Source organism: Bacillus salipaludis (assembly GCF_004358205.1).
The window spans coordinates 78,233-94,741 of the sequence record NZ_SMYO01000003.1 but is presented as its reverse complement, the minus strand read 5'-3'; the positions used below and the strand labels follow the sequence as shown (position 1 = coordinate 94,741).

The 16,509-nt window shown below is 37.7% G+C and carries 19 protein-coding genes; 11 read left to right on the top strand and 8 right to left on the bottom strand.

Annotation, left to right across the window (positions count from 1 at the left end):
• Positions 1-2 precede the first annotated feature (2 nt).
• Positions 3-692: a respiratory nitrate reductase subunit gamma gene (gene narI, locus E2K98_RS05865; RefSeq protein WP_133333335.1), complete on the top strand. Its 690-nt coding sequence runs from the start codon at positions 3-5 to the stop codon at positions 690-692.
• Between the two features lie 55 nt (positions 693-747).
• On the opposite strand, the gene E2K98_RS05860 is transcribed toward narI, so the two are convergent.
• The 3 genes from E2K98_RS05860 to E2K98_RS05850 form a co-directional block, all read right to left on the bottom strand.
• Entirely contained in the window at positions 748-981 is a 234-nt protein-coding gene (locus E2K98_RS05860) for an ABC transporter (protein WP_133333334.1), read from the bottom strand.
• Positions 982-1,122: 141 nt separating this feature from the next.
• A complete protein-coding gene (locus E2K98_RS05855; protein WP_133333333.1) occupies positions 1,123-1,659 on the bottom strand; it encodes an HXXEE domain-containing protein in 537 nt (178 codons plus the stop codon).
• A gap of 217 nt (positions 1,660-1,876) precedes the next feature.
• The gene (locus tag E2K98_RS05850; protein ID WP_133333332.1) at positions 1,877-2,383 is read right to left on the bottom strand and encodes a hypothetical protein; all 507 of its coding nucleotides are present in this window, start codon (positions 2,381-2,383) and stop codon (positions 1,877-1,879) included.
• A 250-nt stretch (positions 2,384-2,633) separates the two neighbouring features.
• Here E2K98_RS05850 and E2K98_RS05845 point away from each other — a divergent pair, with 250 nt between their 5' ends.
• From E2K98_RS05845 to E2K98_RS05820, 6 genes are all read left to right on the top strand, one after another.
• Positions 2,634-4,115: a multicopper oxidase family protein gene (locus E2K98_RS05845; protein WP_208025322.1), complete on the top strand. Its 1,482-nt coding sequence runs from the start codon at positions 2,634-2,636 to the stop codon at positions 4,113-4,115.
• A gap of 150 nt (positions 4,116-4,265) precedes the next feature.
• Complete coding sequence (locus tag E2K98_RS05840) at positions 4,266-6,398, top strand: outer membrane protein assembly factor BamB family protein (RefSeq protein ID WP_133333331.1); 2,133 nt, start codon at positions 4,266-4,268, stop codon at positions 6,396-6,398.
• A gap of 170 nt (positions 6,399-6,568) precedes the next feature.
• Entirely contained in the window at positions 6,569-6,895 is a 327-nt protein-coding gene (locus E2K98_RS05835) for an antibiotic biosynthesis monooxygenase family protein (protein WP_133333330.1), read from the top strand.
• 33 nt (positions 6,896-6,928) lie between these two features.
• Positions 6,929-7,456: a DinB family protein gene (locus tag E2K98_RS05830; RefSeq protein WP_133333329.1), complete on the top strand. Its 528-nt coding sequence runs from the start codon at positions 6,929-6,931 to the stop codon at positions 7,454-7,456.
• Positions 7,457-7,755: 299 nt separating this feature from the next.
• Entirely contained in the window at positions 7,756-9,498 is a 1,743-nt protein-coding gene (locus E2K98_RS05825; RefSeq protein WP_133333328.1) for a M6 family metalloprotease domain-containing protein, read from the top strand.
• A 249-nt stretch (positions 9,499-9,747) separates the two neighbouring features.
• Positions 9,748-10,269, top strand: coding sequence for a ferric reductase-like transmembrane domain-containing protein (locus tag E2K98_RS05820; RefSeq protein WP_133333327.1), 522 nt, complete (start codon positions 9,748-9,750; stop codon positions 10,267-10,269).
• Between the two features lie 351 nt (positions 10,270-10,620).
• On the opposite strand, the gene E2K98_RS32530 is transcribed toward E2K98_RS05820, so the two are convergent.
• Together E2K98_RS32530 and E2K98_RS32525 are read right to left on the bottom strand one after the other, a co-directional pair.
• On the bottom strand, positions 10,621-11,397 hold the full coding sequence (locus E2K98_RS32530) for a DMT family transporter (protein WP_268884046.1): 777 nt from the start codon (positions 11,395-11,397) through the stop codon (positions 10,621-10,623).
• A gap of 12 nt (positions 11,398-11,409) precedes the next feature.
• Entirely contained in the window at positions 11,410-11,544 is a 135-nt protein-coding gene (locus E2K98_RS32525; RefSeq protein ID WP_235824730.1) for an EamA family transporter, read from the bottom strand.
• 157 nt (positions 11,545-11,701) lie between these two features.
• Between E2K98_RS32525 and E2K98_RS05810 the strand changes: the two genes are divergently transcribed.
• Both E2K98_RS05810 and E2K98_RS05805 read left to right on the top strand, forming a co-directional pair.
• Positions 11,702-12,154, top strand: coding sequence for a MarR family winged helix-turn-helix transcriptional regulator (locus E2K98_RS05810; protein ID WP_133333326.1), 453 nt, complete (start codon positions 11,702-11,704; stop codon positions 12,152-12,154).
• A 230-nt stretch (positions 12,155-12,384) separates the two neighbouring features.
• Entirely contained in the window at positions 12,385-13,761 is a 1,377-nt protein-coding gene (locus tag E2K98_RS05805) for an amino acid permease (RefSeq protein WP_133333325.1), read from the top strand.
• Between the two features lie 44 nt (positions 13,762-13,805).
• On the opposite strand, the gene E2K98_RS05800 is transcribed toward E2K98_RS05805, so the two are convergent.
• Positions 13,806-14,438: a LysE family transporter gene (locus tag E2K98_RS05800; RefSeq protein ID WP_133333324.1), complete on the bottom strand. Its 633-nt coding sequence runs from the start codon at positions 14,436-14,438 to the stop codon at positions 13,806-13,808.
• A gap of 191 nt (positions 14,439-14,629) precedes the next feature.
• On the opposite strand from E2K98_RS05800, the gene E2K98_RS05795 reads away from it, so the two are divergent.
• Both E2K98_RS05795 and E2K98_RS05790 read left to right on the top strand, forming a co-directional pair.
• The gene (locus E2K98_RS05795; RefSeq protein ID WP_133333323.1) at positions 14,630-14,971 is read left to right on the top strand and encodes a hypothetical protein; all 342 of its coding nucleotides are present in this window, start codon (positions 14,630-14,632) and stop codon (positions 14,969-14,971) included.
• 98 nt (positions 14,972-15,069) lie between these two features.
• On the top strand, positions 15,070-15,582 hold the full coding sequence (locus E2K98_RS05790) for a DUF3231 family protein (protein ID WP_133333322.1): 513 nt from the start codon (positions 15,070-15,072) through the stop codon (positions 15,580-15,582).
• Between the two features lie 109 nt (positions 15,583-15,691).
• On the opposite strand, the gene E2K98_RS05785 is transcribed toward E2K98_RS05790, so the two are convergent.
• The gene (locus E2K98_RS05785) at positions 15,692-16,060 is read right to left on the bottom strand and encodes a carboxymuconolactone decarboxylase family protein (RefSeq protein WP_407921206.1); all 369 of its coding nucleotides are present in this window, start codon (positions 16,058-16,060) and stop codon (positions 15,692-15,694) included.
• 41 nt (positions 16,061-16,101) lie between these two features.
• Positions 16,102-16,275, bottom strand: a complete 174-nt coding sequence (locus E2K98_RS05780; protein ID WP_133333321.1) for an asparagine synthase — start codon at positions 16,273-16,275, stop codon at positions 16,102-16,104.
• Positions 16,276-16,509 lie beyond the last annotated feature (234 nt).

Below are 16,509 nucleotides of genomic sequence, written 5' to 3'. Positions count from 1 at the left end.
AGATGGAAGTTGTTTTTTGGTGGACCATTTTTCCTTATATATGCGGAACAATCCTAATCGTAGCAACCTTTTACCGCTTTGTGTTTCGAGGGAAAAGTTGGACAGCCCCGTCAACCGAAATTTTTGAAAAAAAAGGGTTAAGAGTGGCGTCGGTTGTTTTTCATTATGGGATTATTTTTGCTTTTGTAGGGCATGTAATGGGCGTATTAATCCCATTGGAGGTGTATAATGCACTTGGAGTTGAAGACCATGTGTACCATTTCTTTGCCACTGCAGGTGGTGGGATTGCTGGTCTAATGGTGGTAATTGGTTTAGTATTAATGCTCATTCGAAAATTTACAACTCCAAGGGTTCGCGTCCATACCACAGGCGGCTCCTACTTCACCATTATTTGGTTATTACTGGTGGCGGGATTAGGTACCTATATGACCCTCATTTACAATACAACAATCGGTGAATACGAATACCGTTTATCAATCGGGCCATGGTTTAGAAGCTTGTTTACTTTACACCCTAAGTCTGAATTGATGTTGGGAATCCCCACTCTATTTAAGGTCCATGTCATTTGTTCGTTTATCTTATTTGCTTCGATTCCTTTTACGAAACTCGTGCATATGTTCAGCTTTCCTTTACGGTATCGAACACGGGCGCCGCAGCAATACCGTTCAAGGAATGGTTATAATAAACAGTAAGCAATAAAGATAAAAAACAGTCACTAACTAGAGGGACTGTTTTTTATCTTTATTATCATCGGCAGCAGCTCCACGCTCGCTTGAATACATATAATCCAAAAACAAAGAAGGCAAGGAAGCCAATTACCGCAATAAGGATCGTGAAAAAATGACCAAGGTTCCCTAAGTCAATTAAACGAAAGAAATCAGTAATGAACCCCAATACTGCAAATAGCAGCCATATCACACCGGTAAAAAATCCAAGAAAAATTCCAAAAATGTGACAGTGGCCGTGACAATGATGACCCATTAAGTTCACCTCCTGTCAATGCTTGTTCAACATTATGGTATGCGGAAAATCAAAGCCTTGATTATAAAACGAACAAAAAGAGGCTTCTACACAAAAGGCACAATCTCCTAAAAAGATGAATTCCTAGATAGAATGGATGGATTAACGATTGAATCGTTGCCCTAAAAGATTCCCAATAAGAAAAATGGGTACCATTACCATACTGAAGGGAATACTTTTAAATAGTAAATGTCCATCTATGAGACCTAATTCAAACAAGCAAGAATAGGTGAGAAGAGAATATGGAATGACGATTATGAATGCAGTAATCACACCAGGCGTATACACACGCAAAATGAAGGTTTGGCCAATATGAGAAAAAGCCTGAAGGAAAAATATATTTAATACAGCAATAAAGAGAAGAAAGTTTCCCCCCATTGGAAGATGGAAAGCGGTTTTAAACGTGATAAAAGTTATAATAAGCAAAATCCATGCAACTGAGATAGAAAACTGGGTGGATTTCGTACCTAGCATTTTTTTTACCTTAAACGCAAATTTGGCTAGAAAAGACCTTGGGACATTGTTTTTGAATTTGGCCATAAAACTGTCCAATGTTATGATCTCTTCTAAAACATGGAACATAAAAATAATAGGGAAAAACCAAATAACTGCTTCAATAAAGAAAGGTGTATATGCCACTGGGGTTTTTTCCTCCTTTTTATTAGGAATAAATTGGATAGTTTAACAAGGCAAAACAGAGGTTTTGGTGCCTTATTATTAATCATATTTGTTCCTATCGCAGGGAAGAACCACAATAAAAGGTTTTAGGCGGGGGGCCAGGGGGATCTTAGTAGAATAGGGCTCCTCCTCAGGCTGCATACAATTGAGGGGAGCCAATACATTTATCGAATTAAAGTTAAGGAATATATTGTTCCGTAATTTTCGTAACAGCTCCTTTTCTAATTTCAATATGGAAAGGAACTTGATAGTCTTTATTCCGTTGTTTCAAAAATCGAAAAAACTGGCTTCTTGTCACTTTTTCATTCCATTTTACTTGATAGGAATTCCTTGTCTGTAAAACAAATTGAGCGTTTTTCGAAATTGTAAAGGTCCGTATCCTTGGATTTACATTTCGAATCCAGTAACCATCGGGAGCACCATCCATATCTTTGCTGCATTTACAGTCTTTTAAAAATTCCCTGTCAGCCGCTTTTCCAAAATACCATTGGATATAATCGAATTTTCCTACCCATTTACCATGAACCTTTTTGAAGGATGTGATATAGGTAGCGGCTTTTACTGTTTTAGAATGTTTGGTAGTCTTCATTTTTGCGTTTACTTGTGACATAGGTAAAGGCAGTAATAACATAGTAAAAATTAAGAATACAGGAAAAATTATTTTTATTAATCTTTTGAACTTCATTCGTCTTTCACCTCACTATATTTGTATCTATACCCAAAATATAATGGGTGAAACTTGAAAAAGATGTCGATATAAAGGATGTAGAAAAATATTCTTTCGTTCCGTTAATGGGAAGTTAAATACGTAAGGAAGCATATTGTATTGAATTTTTATTTTTTCATGTTTATGATAGATTCGGAGGAAGAAAACGAGTTAATTACTATATTCAAATATGAAGAGGTTTGAAGTAGAAAGGAAGTAAACGGAGAAGTTGAAATCATATACTAAATTAATGATCCCCTTGTTGGTGTTACTTGTTTTCGGTTTGGCTGGGTGTGGCGGAGATAAACCAATAACTAATGTTGGTCAACTACATTTTGACCATCCATTAAAAATTCCGCAACTTCTTAAACCAACCATTAGTTCGGACGGTACGAAACATTTTCAATTAACGATGCAATCAGGATCGACAGAATTTTTACCAGGGAAAAAGGCGAAAACATGGGGACTCAATGGTTCCTATCTTGGTCCTACAATAAAGGTTTCACGAGGTGACCACGTATCCTTTGATATAGTAAATCATTTGGAAGTGGCTTCAACTTTACACTGGCATGGGATGAAATTACCGGCAGTGATGGATGGGGGCCCACATCAGATGATTGAAGCAGGAGAGACGTGGTCGCCCCATTGGACTATTGATCAACCATCTGCAACTACTTGGTACCATCCTCATGTGCATGGTAAAACAGCACAACATGTGTACCGGGGACTTGCAGGAATGTTTATTATCGATGATAAGGATTCAAAAAAATTGCCATCTAATTATGGTGTCGATGATTTTCCGCTAATTGTGCAAGATAAAATGTTTACAAAAGATGGGCAGTTATCAGAGAAAGACGATACCACCTATGGTACACTTGGAAATGAAATCCTCGTGAATGGTACGTATGACCCATTTCTTAAGATAACTGCTAGTCAAGTGCGTTTTCGACTGCTCAATGCTTCCAATGCTAGAGCCTATAATTTTGGCTTTACGGATGGCAGGTCGTTTAAACTTGTAGCAAATGATGCCGGACTTTTACAGAAACCGGTCACATTAAAACGCTTTAAGTTAAGTCCGGGGGAGCGTGCAGAGATTGTTGTTGAATTTAAACCTGGTGAGAAAACCGTTCTCCACAGTTATAACAGTGGTGGGGAAATTGATCGTGGTGAATTTGATTTATTGAAAATGGATGCAGCTTCTAAATTAACAGAATCTGCTCCATTAGCCGGTCAACTTTCTACAGTACCGCCAATCGAGGTTCCAAAGAATGCGAAGCTACGTCAATTTAAAATGACGATGGATTCAAAGATTAACGACAAAAAGATGGTAATGGATCGAATTGATGAGATTGTGCCTGCGGGGGCGAAAGAAATATGGGAAATTGACAATTTTGGCTCTTCACACAACTTTCATATTCATGATGCAGCATTCCGAGTATTGGACATAAACGGTCAGAAACCACCAGAGTATGAAAGAGGAAGGAAAGATACCGTGTTTATTCCGAATGGAGCAACGGTGAGGCTTGCCGTGGAATTTGTGAACTTTGCCGACCCTAAGCACCCGCTTATGTATCACTGCCATCTTTTAAAACATGAGGATTCCGGGATGATGGGGCAATTTTTACTCGTAAAACCAGGTACAGAATCAAAAGTATCCAAAAAATTGCCTAAAAACGATATGGAATATGAACATAATGGTCACCATGAATAAACATATTTAAAGGGACTAGATTGTAGTAGGATGACCTCCAAACGGTCATCCTTTTAATTTTGTGTCTGAAACGTAACTAAGAATAACCTCACCATGTAGGCACCTATGCATAAAATGAATAGTGCCAAAAGGGAGGTGTGATGTTCAAAAATGATGCATTTCAATCAACATTATATAAATAGTTTAATAACCCAAAATCAGCAATTAAGGCAAAGAATAGCCGAATTAGAGAATCAAGTTAAGGTTCGGAACATAAGGGCTGATAACGGGAACTGGCCAATGCATTTGGCTGACCAGGGAAACACCAATTTTTCAACTGCAACTGTGCCTGTAGATTTGACATTAAAGAAAGATCCATTTAATAATGCTTCATCCCTGTTTAGTGTCGACCAGAATCAGCTCTATTCTGTTGAGCGGATTGAGAAAAAAATCCTTTCGGCAACCGACCTGGATACCTATAAAGAAAAATGGGATTTTTCAACCGAAAACAAGGATGCCTTTCTAGACCTCATCGCAAAAGATGGAGTAATCTATGCTTCAACAATGAATCAACTGTACGCCATTCAGGATACAGGGGCGGCTCCGCAAACACTTTGGACAATTGATACCTTTGCCAGCCGGCTTTTAATTGATCAAAATACCTTATATTACTACACCAGAGATGTTAACATGATTGAGGGAATTGTCGCAGTAGATGCAAAAACGGGACAAAGAAAATGGAACTATACGCTTAAAACCAATGAGAGAATAGATGGAGCATTCGCAGTTGGCGGTAACCGGATGTATGCTATTATCCGGAATCCAGTTCAAATGACCGTTCGCTTATACGCATTCGATTCTGCTAGCAGCACGGTTCTTTGGACATTCGATTTTTCTTCAAGTGCATCCATCTACGGAGCTCCGGTCTATAAAGACGAGAAGCTTTATGTGGATGCCAAAGATAATACAAGAAATTTATGGGCATTTGATCCGGCAACCGGTAGGACATTATGGAAATTTGGTCTTACCGGTATGTTTACACAGCCAATGTCCGTGACGAATGATTCTCTTATTGTTTTGGATGAAAAAAATATCTTTGGAATTGATAAAAATACAGGAACGCAAAAATGGAAGACAATGTACGGAGAGCAGTTTGTTGCTGGCGGGCTTCAGACTGTTGTTGGCTCAAGAGGAATGGTTGTCGCGTCGGACAAAATTATTTTGGAGAACTACAACAAAATTAAATTTTATAATTCAGCAACCGGCCAGCTAATTTCAGCATCCATCCAGCTGTCGACCACCACTGGCGGTCTTGGTGTACGACCAATTGGAGTCATCCAAGACACCATTTTTGTAACAGAATCCAATCAAATCCTTTATACGTATGCAGTACCAAAACCAACCCAGGCAGATACCGAAAAGCCAACCGCAACGATCGATTTGGCACCTGTTAATCAGCTTTCGGTTCAGGATGGGAAGAATCAAATTATTATCCCGGTGACCATAAGTGAAACGGCAGATATGAATGTTACCGTTGTCGACGAAAGCGGCCAGCTAGTACAGACGATCGGATGGGACCGCCATTTGAAGGGTACATCTTATTTTTATTGGGATGGAAAAAACAACCGCGGCTTTAACGTAACTCGGGGCAACTACTATCTTATTGTCAAGCTCACCGATCTTGCCGGAAACACGAATGTGTATAATAACCGTGAAAACATCATTCAGATAACAGAGGGTTTCGGTTTGACAGTGAAAAATTCAAACCTGCGTTCAGGACCAAGCACACAAAATCCAATCCTACTGACCATTCCTGCCGGTTCAGAAGTTACGATAACAGGGGAAACAGGTGATTGGTATCAGGTATCCTATAGTATGGTCACCTCGGTGCTGAAAGGATTTGTCTCCAAGCCATTAATCAAGGTTCCATCCAATCAGGAAATACTTCAGATAGACAGTGGAAAAACGCGGGTAAACGCCAATGTTCGGACTTATGCCGGGACACAGTATGATATAAAATTTATGCTTCCGATGAATACGGATATCAAAATTGTTTCAGCTATTGGAGACTGGTATGTAGTAGAATACAAGAAAGATGCCTATTATTCTGATCAAGGATATATAGCAAAATATATTGTAACCCTTCCAACTGTATCCACTGTTGTTTATACTGTTGTTGCGGGAGATTCGCTCTGGAAGATCGCTCAGAAGTTCGGGGTAACGATTGACTCTATCGTTAAAGCCAATAACCTCGATCCTAATCAACCGATTTATATCGGACAAAAATTGAACATTTTAAAATAATAATGTTTTATAAAGGGGCCTCGAGCCCTCTTTATATATCCATCTTGAATTTATCCAATCATTAGTACTTTAATAAACATTAAATATAGTAACAATGTTTAAGAATGATATTTTTTATTTTCAACGAATAAAATGATCGTAAATTAAAACCTTTTGTGAGGAGCATACGGATGAGTGGAATTGCAAAAACTCCCGAACCGCCATATTACGCAGTAATTTTTGCGTCGGAGAGAACGGATGGAGACAAGGGGTACGCAAAAATGGCGGACAAAATGGTAGAATTAGCTTCACAGCATTATGGATTCTTAGGAATGGAAAGTGCAAGAGATGAAGGATTAGGGATTACAGTTTCTTATTGGGATTCATTAGAATCTATTAGAGAATGGAAGGAAAATTCAGCCCATAAAATTGCACAAGATAAAGGGAAAACAGTGTGGTACAAAAATTTTGCTCTTAGAGTTTGCAAAGTAGAGAGACATAGCTTTTTTGAAATGTGAAAATCTAGTTAATCCTATTGAAAGGGGTAATTTATGAATTTTAATTTGAATGAAGCCATTGAAGTGCTGGAACGAACACCACAAACCTTAGAGTATTTTTTATCAGGTTTATCGAAAGAATGGCTGCAATCTAATGAGGGTGAAGGAACCTGGAATATCTCTGAAGTGGTCGGGCACCTCATTGAAGGTGAAAAACATGATTGGATTCCAAGGATGGAGATCATTCTTCAGGAGGGCGAGGGTAAACCATTTCCTCCATTTGACCGATATTCTCACTTAAAAGAAAATCCTAAAAGATCGATTGAGGAAAAGTTGCAAGAATTCAAAACAATGCGGACACAAAATGTTACGAAACTTAAGAATCTTATTGAAACTGAAAGGCATCTTGAATTAACCGGCATACATCCGGCATTAGGTAAGGTACAGATAAGAGAATTACTTTCAACATGGGTTGTTCATGATTTAACCCATATATCCCAAATTGTACGAGTAATGGCTGAAAGGTACAGGAAGGATGTTGGTCCTTGGATCGAGTATTTAGGAATATTGAAAAATAAATGATTTTTTTCAAAAATTAAGAGTTGCCCACGGCAGCTCTTTTTTAATGCTTTAATGTGGTGCTTAGTTGAGCAACTGAAAATAAATTGAGGGTGAAATGCACCTAAGGAATGGTTCCGCAATAGGCAATTGTTAGTTAATCTCCTGGCTCTATCTTTTTTCCTAGTTGTGCGAAGGTCATTTTTCTTATTTTTTAAAAAATACCGAAAATATAGATTTATCAGAAATTAATTGATGATATAATATTTTTGCAATCGAATTATTCGAGTTGAAACTTTTCAGAAATCGGAGGGTATGTGAATATGTGGAAAGTGTTATCTACAACTGCTTTATCTTTAGCTCTTCTAGGCGGGGCAGCATCCGGGATTTCGGCGAATCAATTATCTAAACCCTCGAAATACCAATTAAGTACCCCGGAAATGGTTTCTCCATCACCGGAATATGAAGCATATGCAAAAGCAAAGGGCTTGGATTTAACAAAACAAGCGAAAAAATTAAAAAACCTCCCAAACGGAAAAAAGTTTAATGCACCAGGCAATAACCACGTGACGTACTCACCTACAAAAAGCAACATTCCAATGTTAGTATTACTCGTAAAGTTTAAAGATGAACAACCTTTAGGAGCTCCTGCTGAACAGGTTCCTGCTAAATATTTTAATGACTTAATATTCGGGGATAGATACAATCCATATGAACTTCCTGAATTTAAGCAATATGACGGACCGAATGTTCCAAAAGACAAAACGATGCAAAACGCCTACAAAGAAAGCAGCTACGGAAAAGTCACTCTTACAACAGATGACGCTCCAACTGAATGGATTACGCTTCCACATAATGCCGATTTTTACTTAAGCCAGAAATTAGGTGACCTTGATAATACCAACGGATATGCTCATGTCGGACAGCTAGTTGCTGATACCCTTGAAGCAGCAGATGCTCAAGTGGACTTCTCGAAATATGCGGTAGATGGGGTCGTTCCAAACGTATTTATCGTACACGCCGGAACAGGAGCAGAATGGTCCGGGGATCCTCAACAAATTTGGTCACACAAGTGGGATATTCAATCTGCTCTTTATTATGGTAAGTACTACCAAGATGGGACCCTACTAGATGTAGACGAGTTTATGAACGATAATGCAGGCAAATGGACCAAGGACGGAGTGGAAATCGGAACCTACACCATTGAACCGGAAATCGGCGGAAACGTTGCTGGATATGATGATACAAATGGTAAATACAGTGATGCATTAAAAAGCGGTCCGTATCCAACTCAAGCAGGCGTTTTCTCACATGAATTCGGCCATGCTTTAGGTCTTCCTGATCTATATGATGTCGACTACTCCTCAGAAGGGGCTGGAAACTATACGATAATGGCCGGCGGTTCATGGATGAGTTATCCAAACGGAAATGCCTACATGGGTAACTCGCCAACTAGCTTTGATCCATTTTCCAAAATATTCTTAGGATGGGCAGAACCAATTAATGTCAAGCCTGCTGATGGGGCAAAAACAATTACGCTCAAGCCTGTTAACCAATCAAATTCAAATAACGCATTTGTAAAAATGGAGGTTCCTGGTTCGAACGGAACGGAATACTACTTATTCGAAAACATTCAGCAGGTTGGATTTAACCAAGGTTTAGGCCGTGAAGGTGCCAATGCGCATGGACTTGTTGCATGGCATGTAGACGAAAATACGCTGAGCCATTACCAGCAAGGGTATAATGATGTGAATAGCGTGGAGAGCTTCGGCAAAAAGCTATATAACGTAAGCACTCCTGTAAATGGTGTTTCGCACTATGGGTTATCGGTTGTACAAAAAGACGGTAACTTCGACCTTGAAAAAGGCGTCAACCGTGGAGATGAAAAGGATTTCTTCCAAACAGGAGATGTTCTGAAATCAAACGGTGCAAACGTTTACTCAGGATCCTTCTACTTTTATAAAGGTTATAGTGCAACGGGGTTATCTGGTATCAATGTAAAAGACATTAAAGAAAATCCAGACGGAAGCATAACCGCTACGTTCTTCTACCAAAACGATAAATAAAAACTAGGGCTGCCCCAATGTAAAATTTGGGGCAGCCCTTTTTGATCATCAACTCGTCTTCTTTTTTTGCACATCGTATTCTCTTAAATTCTCATACATTCTAAAAACTTTATGGAATTGAATTAAGGATAAATTAAGATAACTTTTATAAATTAAATCTGCAAGAGGAACCTGAAAGCAGGATTAAATCACAATTTAAACTAACCGAATGTAATGAATAAATAGAAATGTGGAGGGGAAGCGAATAATATGGAATCTCTTGAATGGTACTTAATACGAGCAACAGGAGTGGTGGCATATCTACTATTATATCTAGCAGCTTTAACTGGACTTTATTCTGCGTTTCAAAAGAAACGAAAAAAGAAAATTAGCGGCATTCTTCATTTTCATGAGGTGCTTTCCGATTGGTCCTTAATTGTGACGTGCGGACATTTAGGGGTTTTACTGATTGATTCGTACTTCCCATTTAAACTATCTGAAGTGCTGATCCCTTTTGCCAGCGGATATGAAACCATTTCAATGGCAATGGGGACGATTGGCTTTTATTTTTTCATATTAACCTTTTTAACATCAAAATTCCGGAAGAAAATTGGTTATAAAAGATGGCAAAAATTGCATGCACTAAATCCCATCTTGTATATCCTCGTGACTTTACATGGTCTAATAAGTGGTTCGGATTTTCCGGGAACTATTTTGGCTGCTGTTAATCTAGTTCCAATCATTTTTATGGCCGGAATGTTGCCTTTGAGTAAAAATAAACTAGAAGCTTAATTAAACCAAACTAGTAGGGTCAGAGTGTGATTTTTGTAATAGTTTTTAGTTTAATAGAATGTTATAATAATGGATGTTTTAGATGTAATTAAATATGGAATAGAAAGCGTACGGAGGTGAAAAAAATGGATTACGGTCTTTATGTTATCCTTGGATTGTTTGTTATTGCAATGGCAGCAACTTCTGTTATGTTTAGTAAAATGATGAACGAATAGATTAAAAACGGCATATGCCGTTTTTTTGTTTGATTCATGATTGGAAAATCTTGTTCAAACCAATGATGATGACTAAACTTTATAAGCGAAAAAGACCTCTAAAAAACCGCTCGAATTTCATGAACGGTTTTTTTTCTTACATATTAACCTTTTGGTTTTTTATTTTTAAAAATGGAAAATACTTCGAGAATGGGATTTCAGCTAATAACATACCAAATAGAATCAATAGGCATCCAAAAATGGAGCGGGTTCCCAAAGTTGTTCCATTCCAAAGATAATCAGCTAGTGCAGCAAAGACAGGTTCCATTGAAAAGATTAAAGCCACCTTTGAAGGACTGGTCGACTTTTGAAAAAAAGTCTGGGCAATGTACGCATAAGCTGTTGCAAAAATACTTGTGATCAATAACGCAATAATCACCGATGGATGTGACAAAATAGTTAGACTAAGCGTAGGTTCAAAGATCAACGCAAAAATTCCACTCAAAACCGAAACGGTAATTAATTGAGATAAAACAAGATATAAGACGGAGGCCTGAGAAGCAAACTTTCCTGTAAAAACCATCTGGAGACCAAACGCAAATGAACATAAAAGTGCTAACAAATCCCCGATATTTACTCCTGTCATGCCCGTGAACGCCAATAGGTAAAGTCCAAAAACAGCTAATAGAACGCCAATTATTCCTTGAAAGGTAGGTTTTTGCCGTAGAATGAAATATGAAATAATCGGCACAAGTGCAACGGCCAATCCTGTTAAAAATCCAGATTTCCCTGATGTCGTGAGTAATAAACTAAAGGTTTGCAAGGCATATCCTAAGAACAATAATAACCCAAGAAAAGAACCAATTTTAAATTCAGTGATGAGGGTTTTAAGAGAAAATTTTTCTTTCTGTGTAAAAAATAGAAAGAAAAAAATCAGTACGGCAGCTTAACCAAATCGTAGAAAGTTAAAGGAAAATGGATCGATGGTTGATATGGCTTCCTGGACCACAACAAACGTAATCCCCCAAATGAATGCGATACTCAACAATGCAGAATTAACAAGCCAACGATTATGAATCAATAAAAAACAACTCCCTTTTTTTAGTGGAAAAATCAGTGCAGAGTGTCACGAAATAGGTTTGCTCACTTTTCTATATTTCATTGTTAGGTCATAATGTAGTATATATGAAAAATATTTTGTTGTAAATACAACAAAATATTCTAAGGGGATTGTTTTTATGAGAGAAATACTAAGAGAAATTGGAATGATTGCCAGAGCGCTAGATTCGATTAGTAATATTGAATTTAAAGCATTCGACCTAACAAAAGGCCAATATTTGTACTTAATTCGCATATGTGAAAACCCTGGAATCATTCAAGAGAAAGTGGCGGAAATGATTAAAGTAGACCGAACAACCGCTGCTCGTGCCATTCAAAAGCTTGAACTCCAAGGCTTCATTGAAAAAAGAAACGATGAAGAAAATAAAAAAATAAAAAAGCTCTATGCTACAGAAAAAGGCCAGGAAGTGTATCCATTTCTAAAAAGAGAAGGGAATTATTCAAACAAGGTTGCATTAAATGGATTTTCTCCACAAGAAATAGAGACAATTTATCAGCTGCTTCAAAGGGTAAGATCCAATATTGATGTGGAATGGGAGTATGTTAAAAAAGGCAACAAGAGGGAATATTAAAGAGCATTGAAGATGCCTACATTTTAAGCAAATGTAGGCATTTCTAATTTCTTGATCATTCCTTTGTTTGATTTAAGATGACAAATAAAAATTATTCATACGAAGAAATACAATAATCCGGGATTGAACCCGAACGAATGAATATTTAGCCATTATAACGAAAACGATAGAGTGAGGAAACAAGGCTTTGAGGAATTTCCCTAGTTATCATTTATACGAGGAGATTAAGAATGGATTTTTTTATACCTAGCAGCAAAAAAAGTGAAAGCAAAGATAAAAATTTAAAGTGGTGGCAATTGTCGCTGATTGGTGTGGGCTGTACTATTGGCACTGGATTTTTTCTTGGATCTACGATTGGCATTGAAACAACAGGTCCATCAATTGTGTTTTCTTTTTTGTTAGCAGCGATTGGAACCTATATTGTCTATAGCTTATTAGCTAAAATGACTGCTAAGGATCCACAAGAAGGATCATTCTGTTATTATGCAAACAAAGCATACGGACGTTGGGCAGGATTTAGCTGTGGCTGGAATTATTGGTGTTCCAATATTTTAATCATGGGAAGTCAACTGACTGCACTCTCCATTCTTTCGAGATTTTGGTTCCCGAATATTCCTCTTTGGATCTTTGCGGCCGGATATGCGATTCTCTCGATTATTGTGGTCATAACGGGCAATAAGGGGTTCGACAAAGTTGAAAATCTTCTGGCCGTTATTAAAACAGCTGCGATTATTATGTTTATTATACTTGCCGCGGCTGCAGTATTTGGATGGCTCCATGGGGATGTAAAACATCCTGGGTTTCCACATTCATCTCAAGAATTTTTCCCAAAAGGTTGGAAAGGTTTTTGGTCCTCTTTAATTTATGCCTTTTACGCTTATGGGGGAATAGAGGTTATTGGCCTGATGGCGGTAAGGCTTAAAAAGAAAGAAGATGCTCCCAAAGCGGGAATTATCATGTTAATTGTCCTTGTCGTGATCTATATTATTTCACTGGGACTAGCTGTTTATATGGCTGCTCACGGGGCATTTAATGAAAAAGAAAGTCCTTTTGTAACGGCATTAGACAAATATCATTTTGGTTTTTTTCCACATGTATTTAATGCTGCTATTATTTTAGCCGGATTTTCAACGATGACAGCGTCCTTATTTGGGGTAACTACACTTCTTGTGACCCTAGCAGATGGCGGGGACGCTCCAAAGTTTTTTTCAAACAAACTAAAAAATTTTAAGCAGCTTCCTTTACCTTCTTTGGGACTAGCGACAATTGGATTGATAGCCTCAATCATAACAGCCTTATTGCTACCTGGTAAAATTTACGAATATATTACTACCGCCGCAGGCATCTTAATCTTATTTAACTGGTTGTTCATCATTATTTCTGCACTTCATATTTTAAAGATAAAAATATGGGGAAAGATTATGGCTTTTATCGGAATCGCGCTCATTTTAGCTGCGGTGAGCGGGACGTTGATGGAAAAAAATATTCGAATGGGTTTTTTTGTTAGTTTACTGTTTGTAGCGATTATTGGTATTGTTTCATTTATTATGCAAAAGATGGTTTGGAATAAGAAAGAAGGGCATAATCCTTTAGGAGAGTTCTCTTAATATAGTGTCCATCCAGGCCCCCAATCAATAGGGGGCTTTTTTTTTCAACCTAATAATGCAGTAATTCCCTGATAGCCAAAATATAGGCCAAAAACAACTAAAGAAACACCAGAAACGATTGAGACCGCTATGAGACTTTTGACATTTAGCATTTTTCGGAAACCCGAGGTAAGTGCAGCAACAAAGACGTCCCAAAGAGTCAAACCAAGAAAGATCATACTACTGTAAATTAATAGAGATTCTGTACCGTTGGTTTGGACAGTCTTCGCTAAGACCGAGCCATAAATGCCTAACCAAAATAAGATGGATAAAGGACTGGTGATTGACATGATGAATCCGGTTAGAAAGCACTTTAATAACGATTCCTTGTTTCTAGTATAGTCCAAAGTAATCGTATTTGAATTCTTTATACCTTCTAATCCAGAATAGATAAGAATAAAGCCTCCAAATAGCCAAACGAAAATTTGAACGATTGGAATTCCAAGAAATTGAACCATTCCCAAATAAACCAGCAACATAAAGATTCCATCTGCTATCATGGATCCTACGCCTACAATCCAAGCATGCCAAAACCCGTTTTTAATCCCCTTATCCAATCGGGCTGAATTTACGGGCCCAATTGGAGCTGCTAATGTAAAGCCCAAAATTATGTAGCTAATTAATATACTTGTATTCAAAACACCACTCCAATTTGTACCTTACCAAGACTTGTACATTTTATGAAAAAAATCGTAGCTCAAGTCTAAAAAATAAAAAAAGATAAAATTTATGGTTTTAGTAGGATTCAAATGGATACATTTTCAGAATTTATTGTTTGATTAAGGGGGAAAATAATACAGCGCATGCAGAACTTTAAGGAGTGAAATCTATGTCCGTTTTAGTTTATCAAACATTTGAAATCAAACAGGATAAATATAAAGAGGCAATAAATAATTTAAGAGAGATTAAAAAATTTAGAAATGATCATTACGACCAGAAGGTTGAAATATTAACTCCCGTTACTGGGAAAGACCATACATATACCTTTCTAACGACTTATGAAGGATTAGCTGAAATGGAACTACAAGGGAAGAAGATGTTCGAAGATGAAGAGTATATAGAGCTGATTGGAGAATTTTTTTTAGAAAATATAGTCCAGGGCACGATGTATACTCAAATTTTTCGGACGTTAAGTGAGAAGGAGAGTGATAAAAAAGGCAATAAGAAATAATTCATAGTCGCACTGATAACTGGGAAAACTAAATTGGTAGTTCATGAAAGGTGTTTCTGTTAATGAATAAATTTGTTTACACGCTAAGGAGGGCAACAATGGGAATTTTAAGCGGGAATCCGAAGGAAGAGCCTTTACATTATGGAGAAGTTTTTGATCTTTGGGCTTCAGTATTAGCGGGAAATGGAATGATTGCAGGGTATCAAACGATGATCAATCATGCAGGAGACGAGGATTTAAAAAAGTTATTATTAGAAGCCGTCGATACATGTCAGCAGGAAAAAAAGCAAGTGGAGGAGTTATTAAAAGAGAATGGAATCGGGTTACCCCCAGCTTCACCTGAACCACCTGAAGTTTGTTTAGAGGATATTCCAGTAGGAGCTAGGATTCCTGATCCCGCCATTGCTGCGACGCTTTCCGCTGATATTGCTGTTGGTTTAGTGGCGTGCAGTCAAATTATAGGAAAATCAATCAGGGAAGATGTTGCTTTAATGTATGGCCAAATCCATATCCAAAAAGCAGCACTGGGCGCTAAGGTACTCCGATTAAATAAGGAGAAAGGCTGGCTCATTCCTCCTCCATTACACCTAAATAAGCATGGGGATTGTTAAAATTGGGGCTTTCCACTTAGGAAGCCCTTGAATACTTTTTAGACAGGGTTCGAGAAATGGTTGTAACTAAATAACCCCGGGGTATAGAACCCTCGGGGACAAAAGGATTTTATTGTTTTATTTGATTAAAGTCATCCATTACTTGTTGTACTAATGTGACCGCCTGGCTCATCACTGCTCCACCGCCAAACGCTGCTGTAACACCTATCGCTTCAAGTATTTCTTCCTCAGAACACCCTTGGTCTAGGCAGCCCTTCATGTGATAAATGATGCAATATTCATCTTGAGCATGAAGACTAATGCCTAAGGCAATTAATTGCTTTTCCTTTTGACTTAATGTCCCTTCCTGAAAACAAATTTCTGTAAATTCATTGTACGCCCTTGCCAAATTCGGCATTTTCTTAGTAAAGTTGCCAATTCCTTCTTTGTAATCAAGTAACGAGGATACTGATTGATTTTGTAAGTCCAATTGGCTCACTCCTTATTTTGAATTTGTTCCAAAGATGCACTTGATTATTGCTAACGACGATGCTGGATAAGGTCAATTGGTCCTAAAACGATGTGAGCTAACCCAAAACCAAATACAGTATTCGCAATCATTTTATTGGTTCCTCGTTTCTGTTTTAGCGCATAACCAGTTGCAGTAACAGCTGTGCCTAAGACAGTAGGAATGACACCTTCCTTAATATTCATACTGATTTACCCCCAGTATTGTAATCGTACCCTTGAACATTCTTATTTGAGCGTTCAGGAATAGTATTTTTCCGATACATAGGTTAGATACGAGAGAAAAAATCCCTGTATATTTTCTTAAAGGGTTTTACGTGCAAACAACTTCCGATGAATACGTAATGGTAAAAATGAAAAATATAAAGAGTGGATAGCTTTTAGAATATATCCAAATCATTAATAATCAATTGCTAAAAT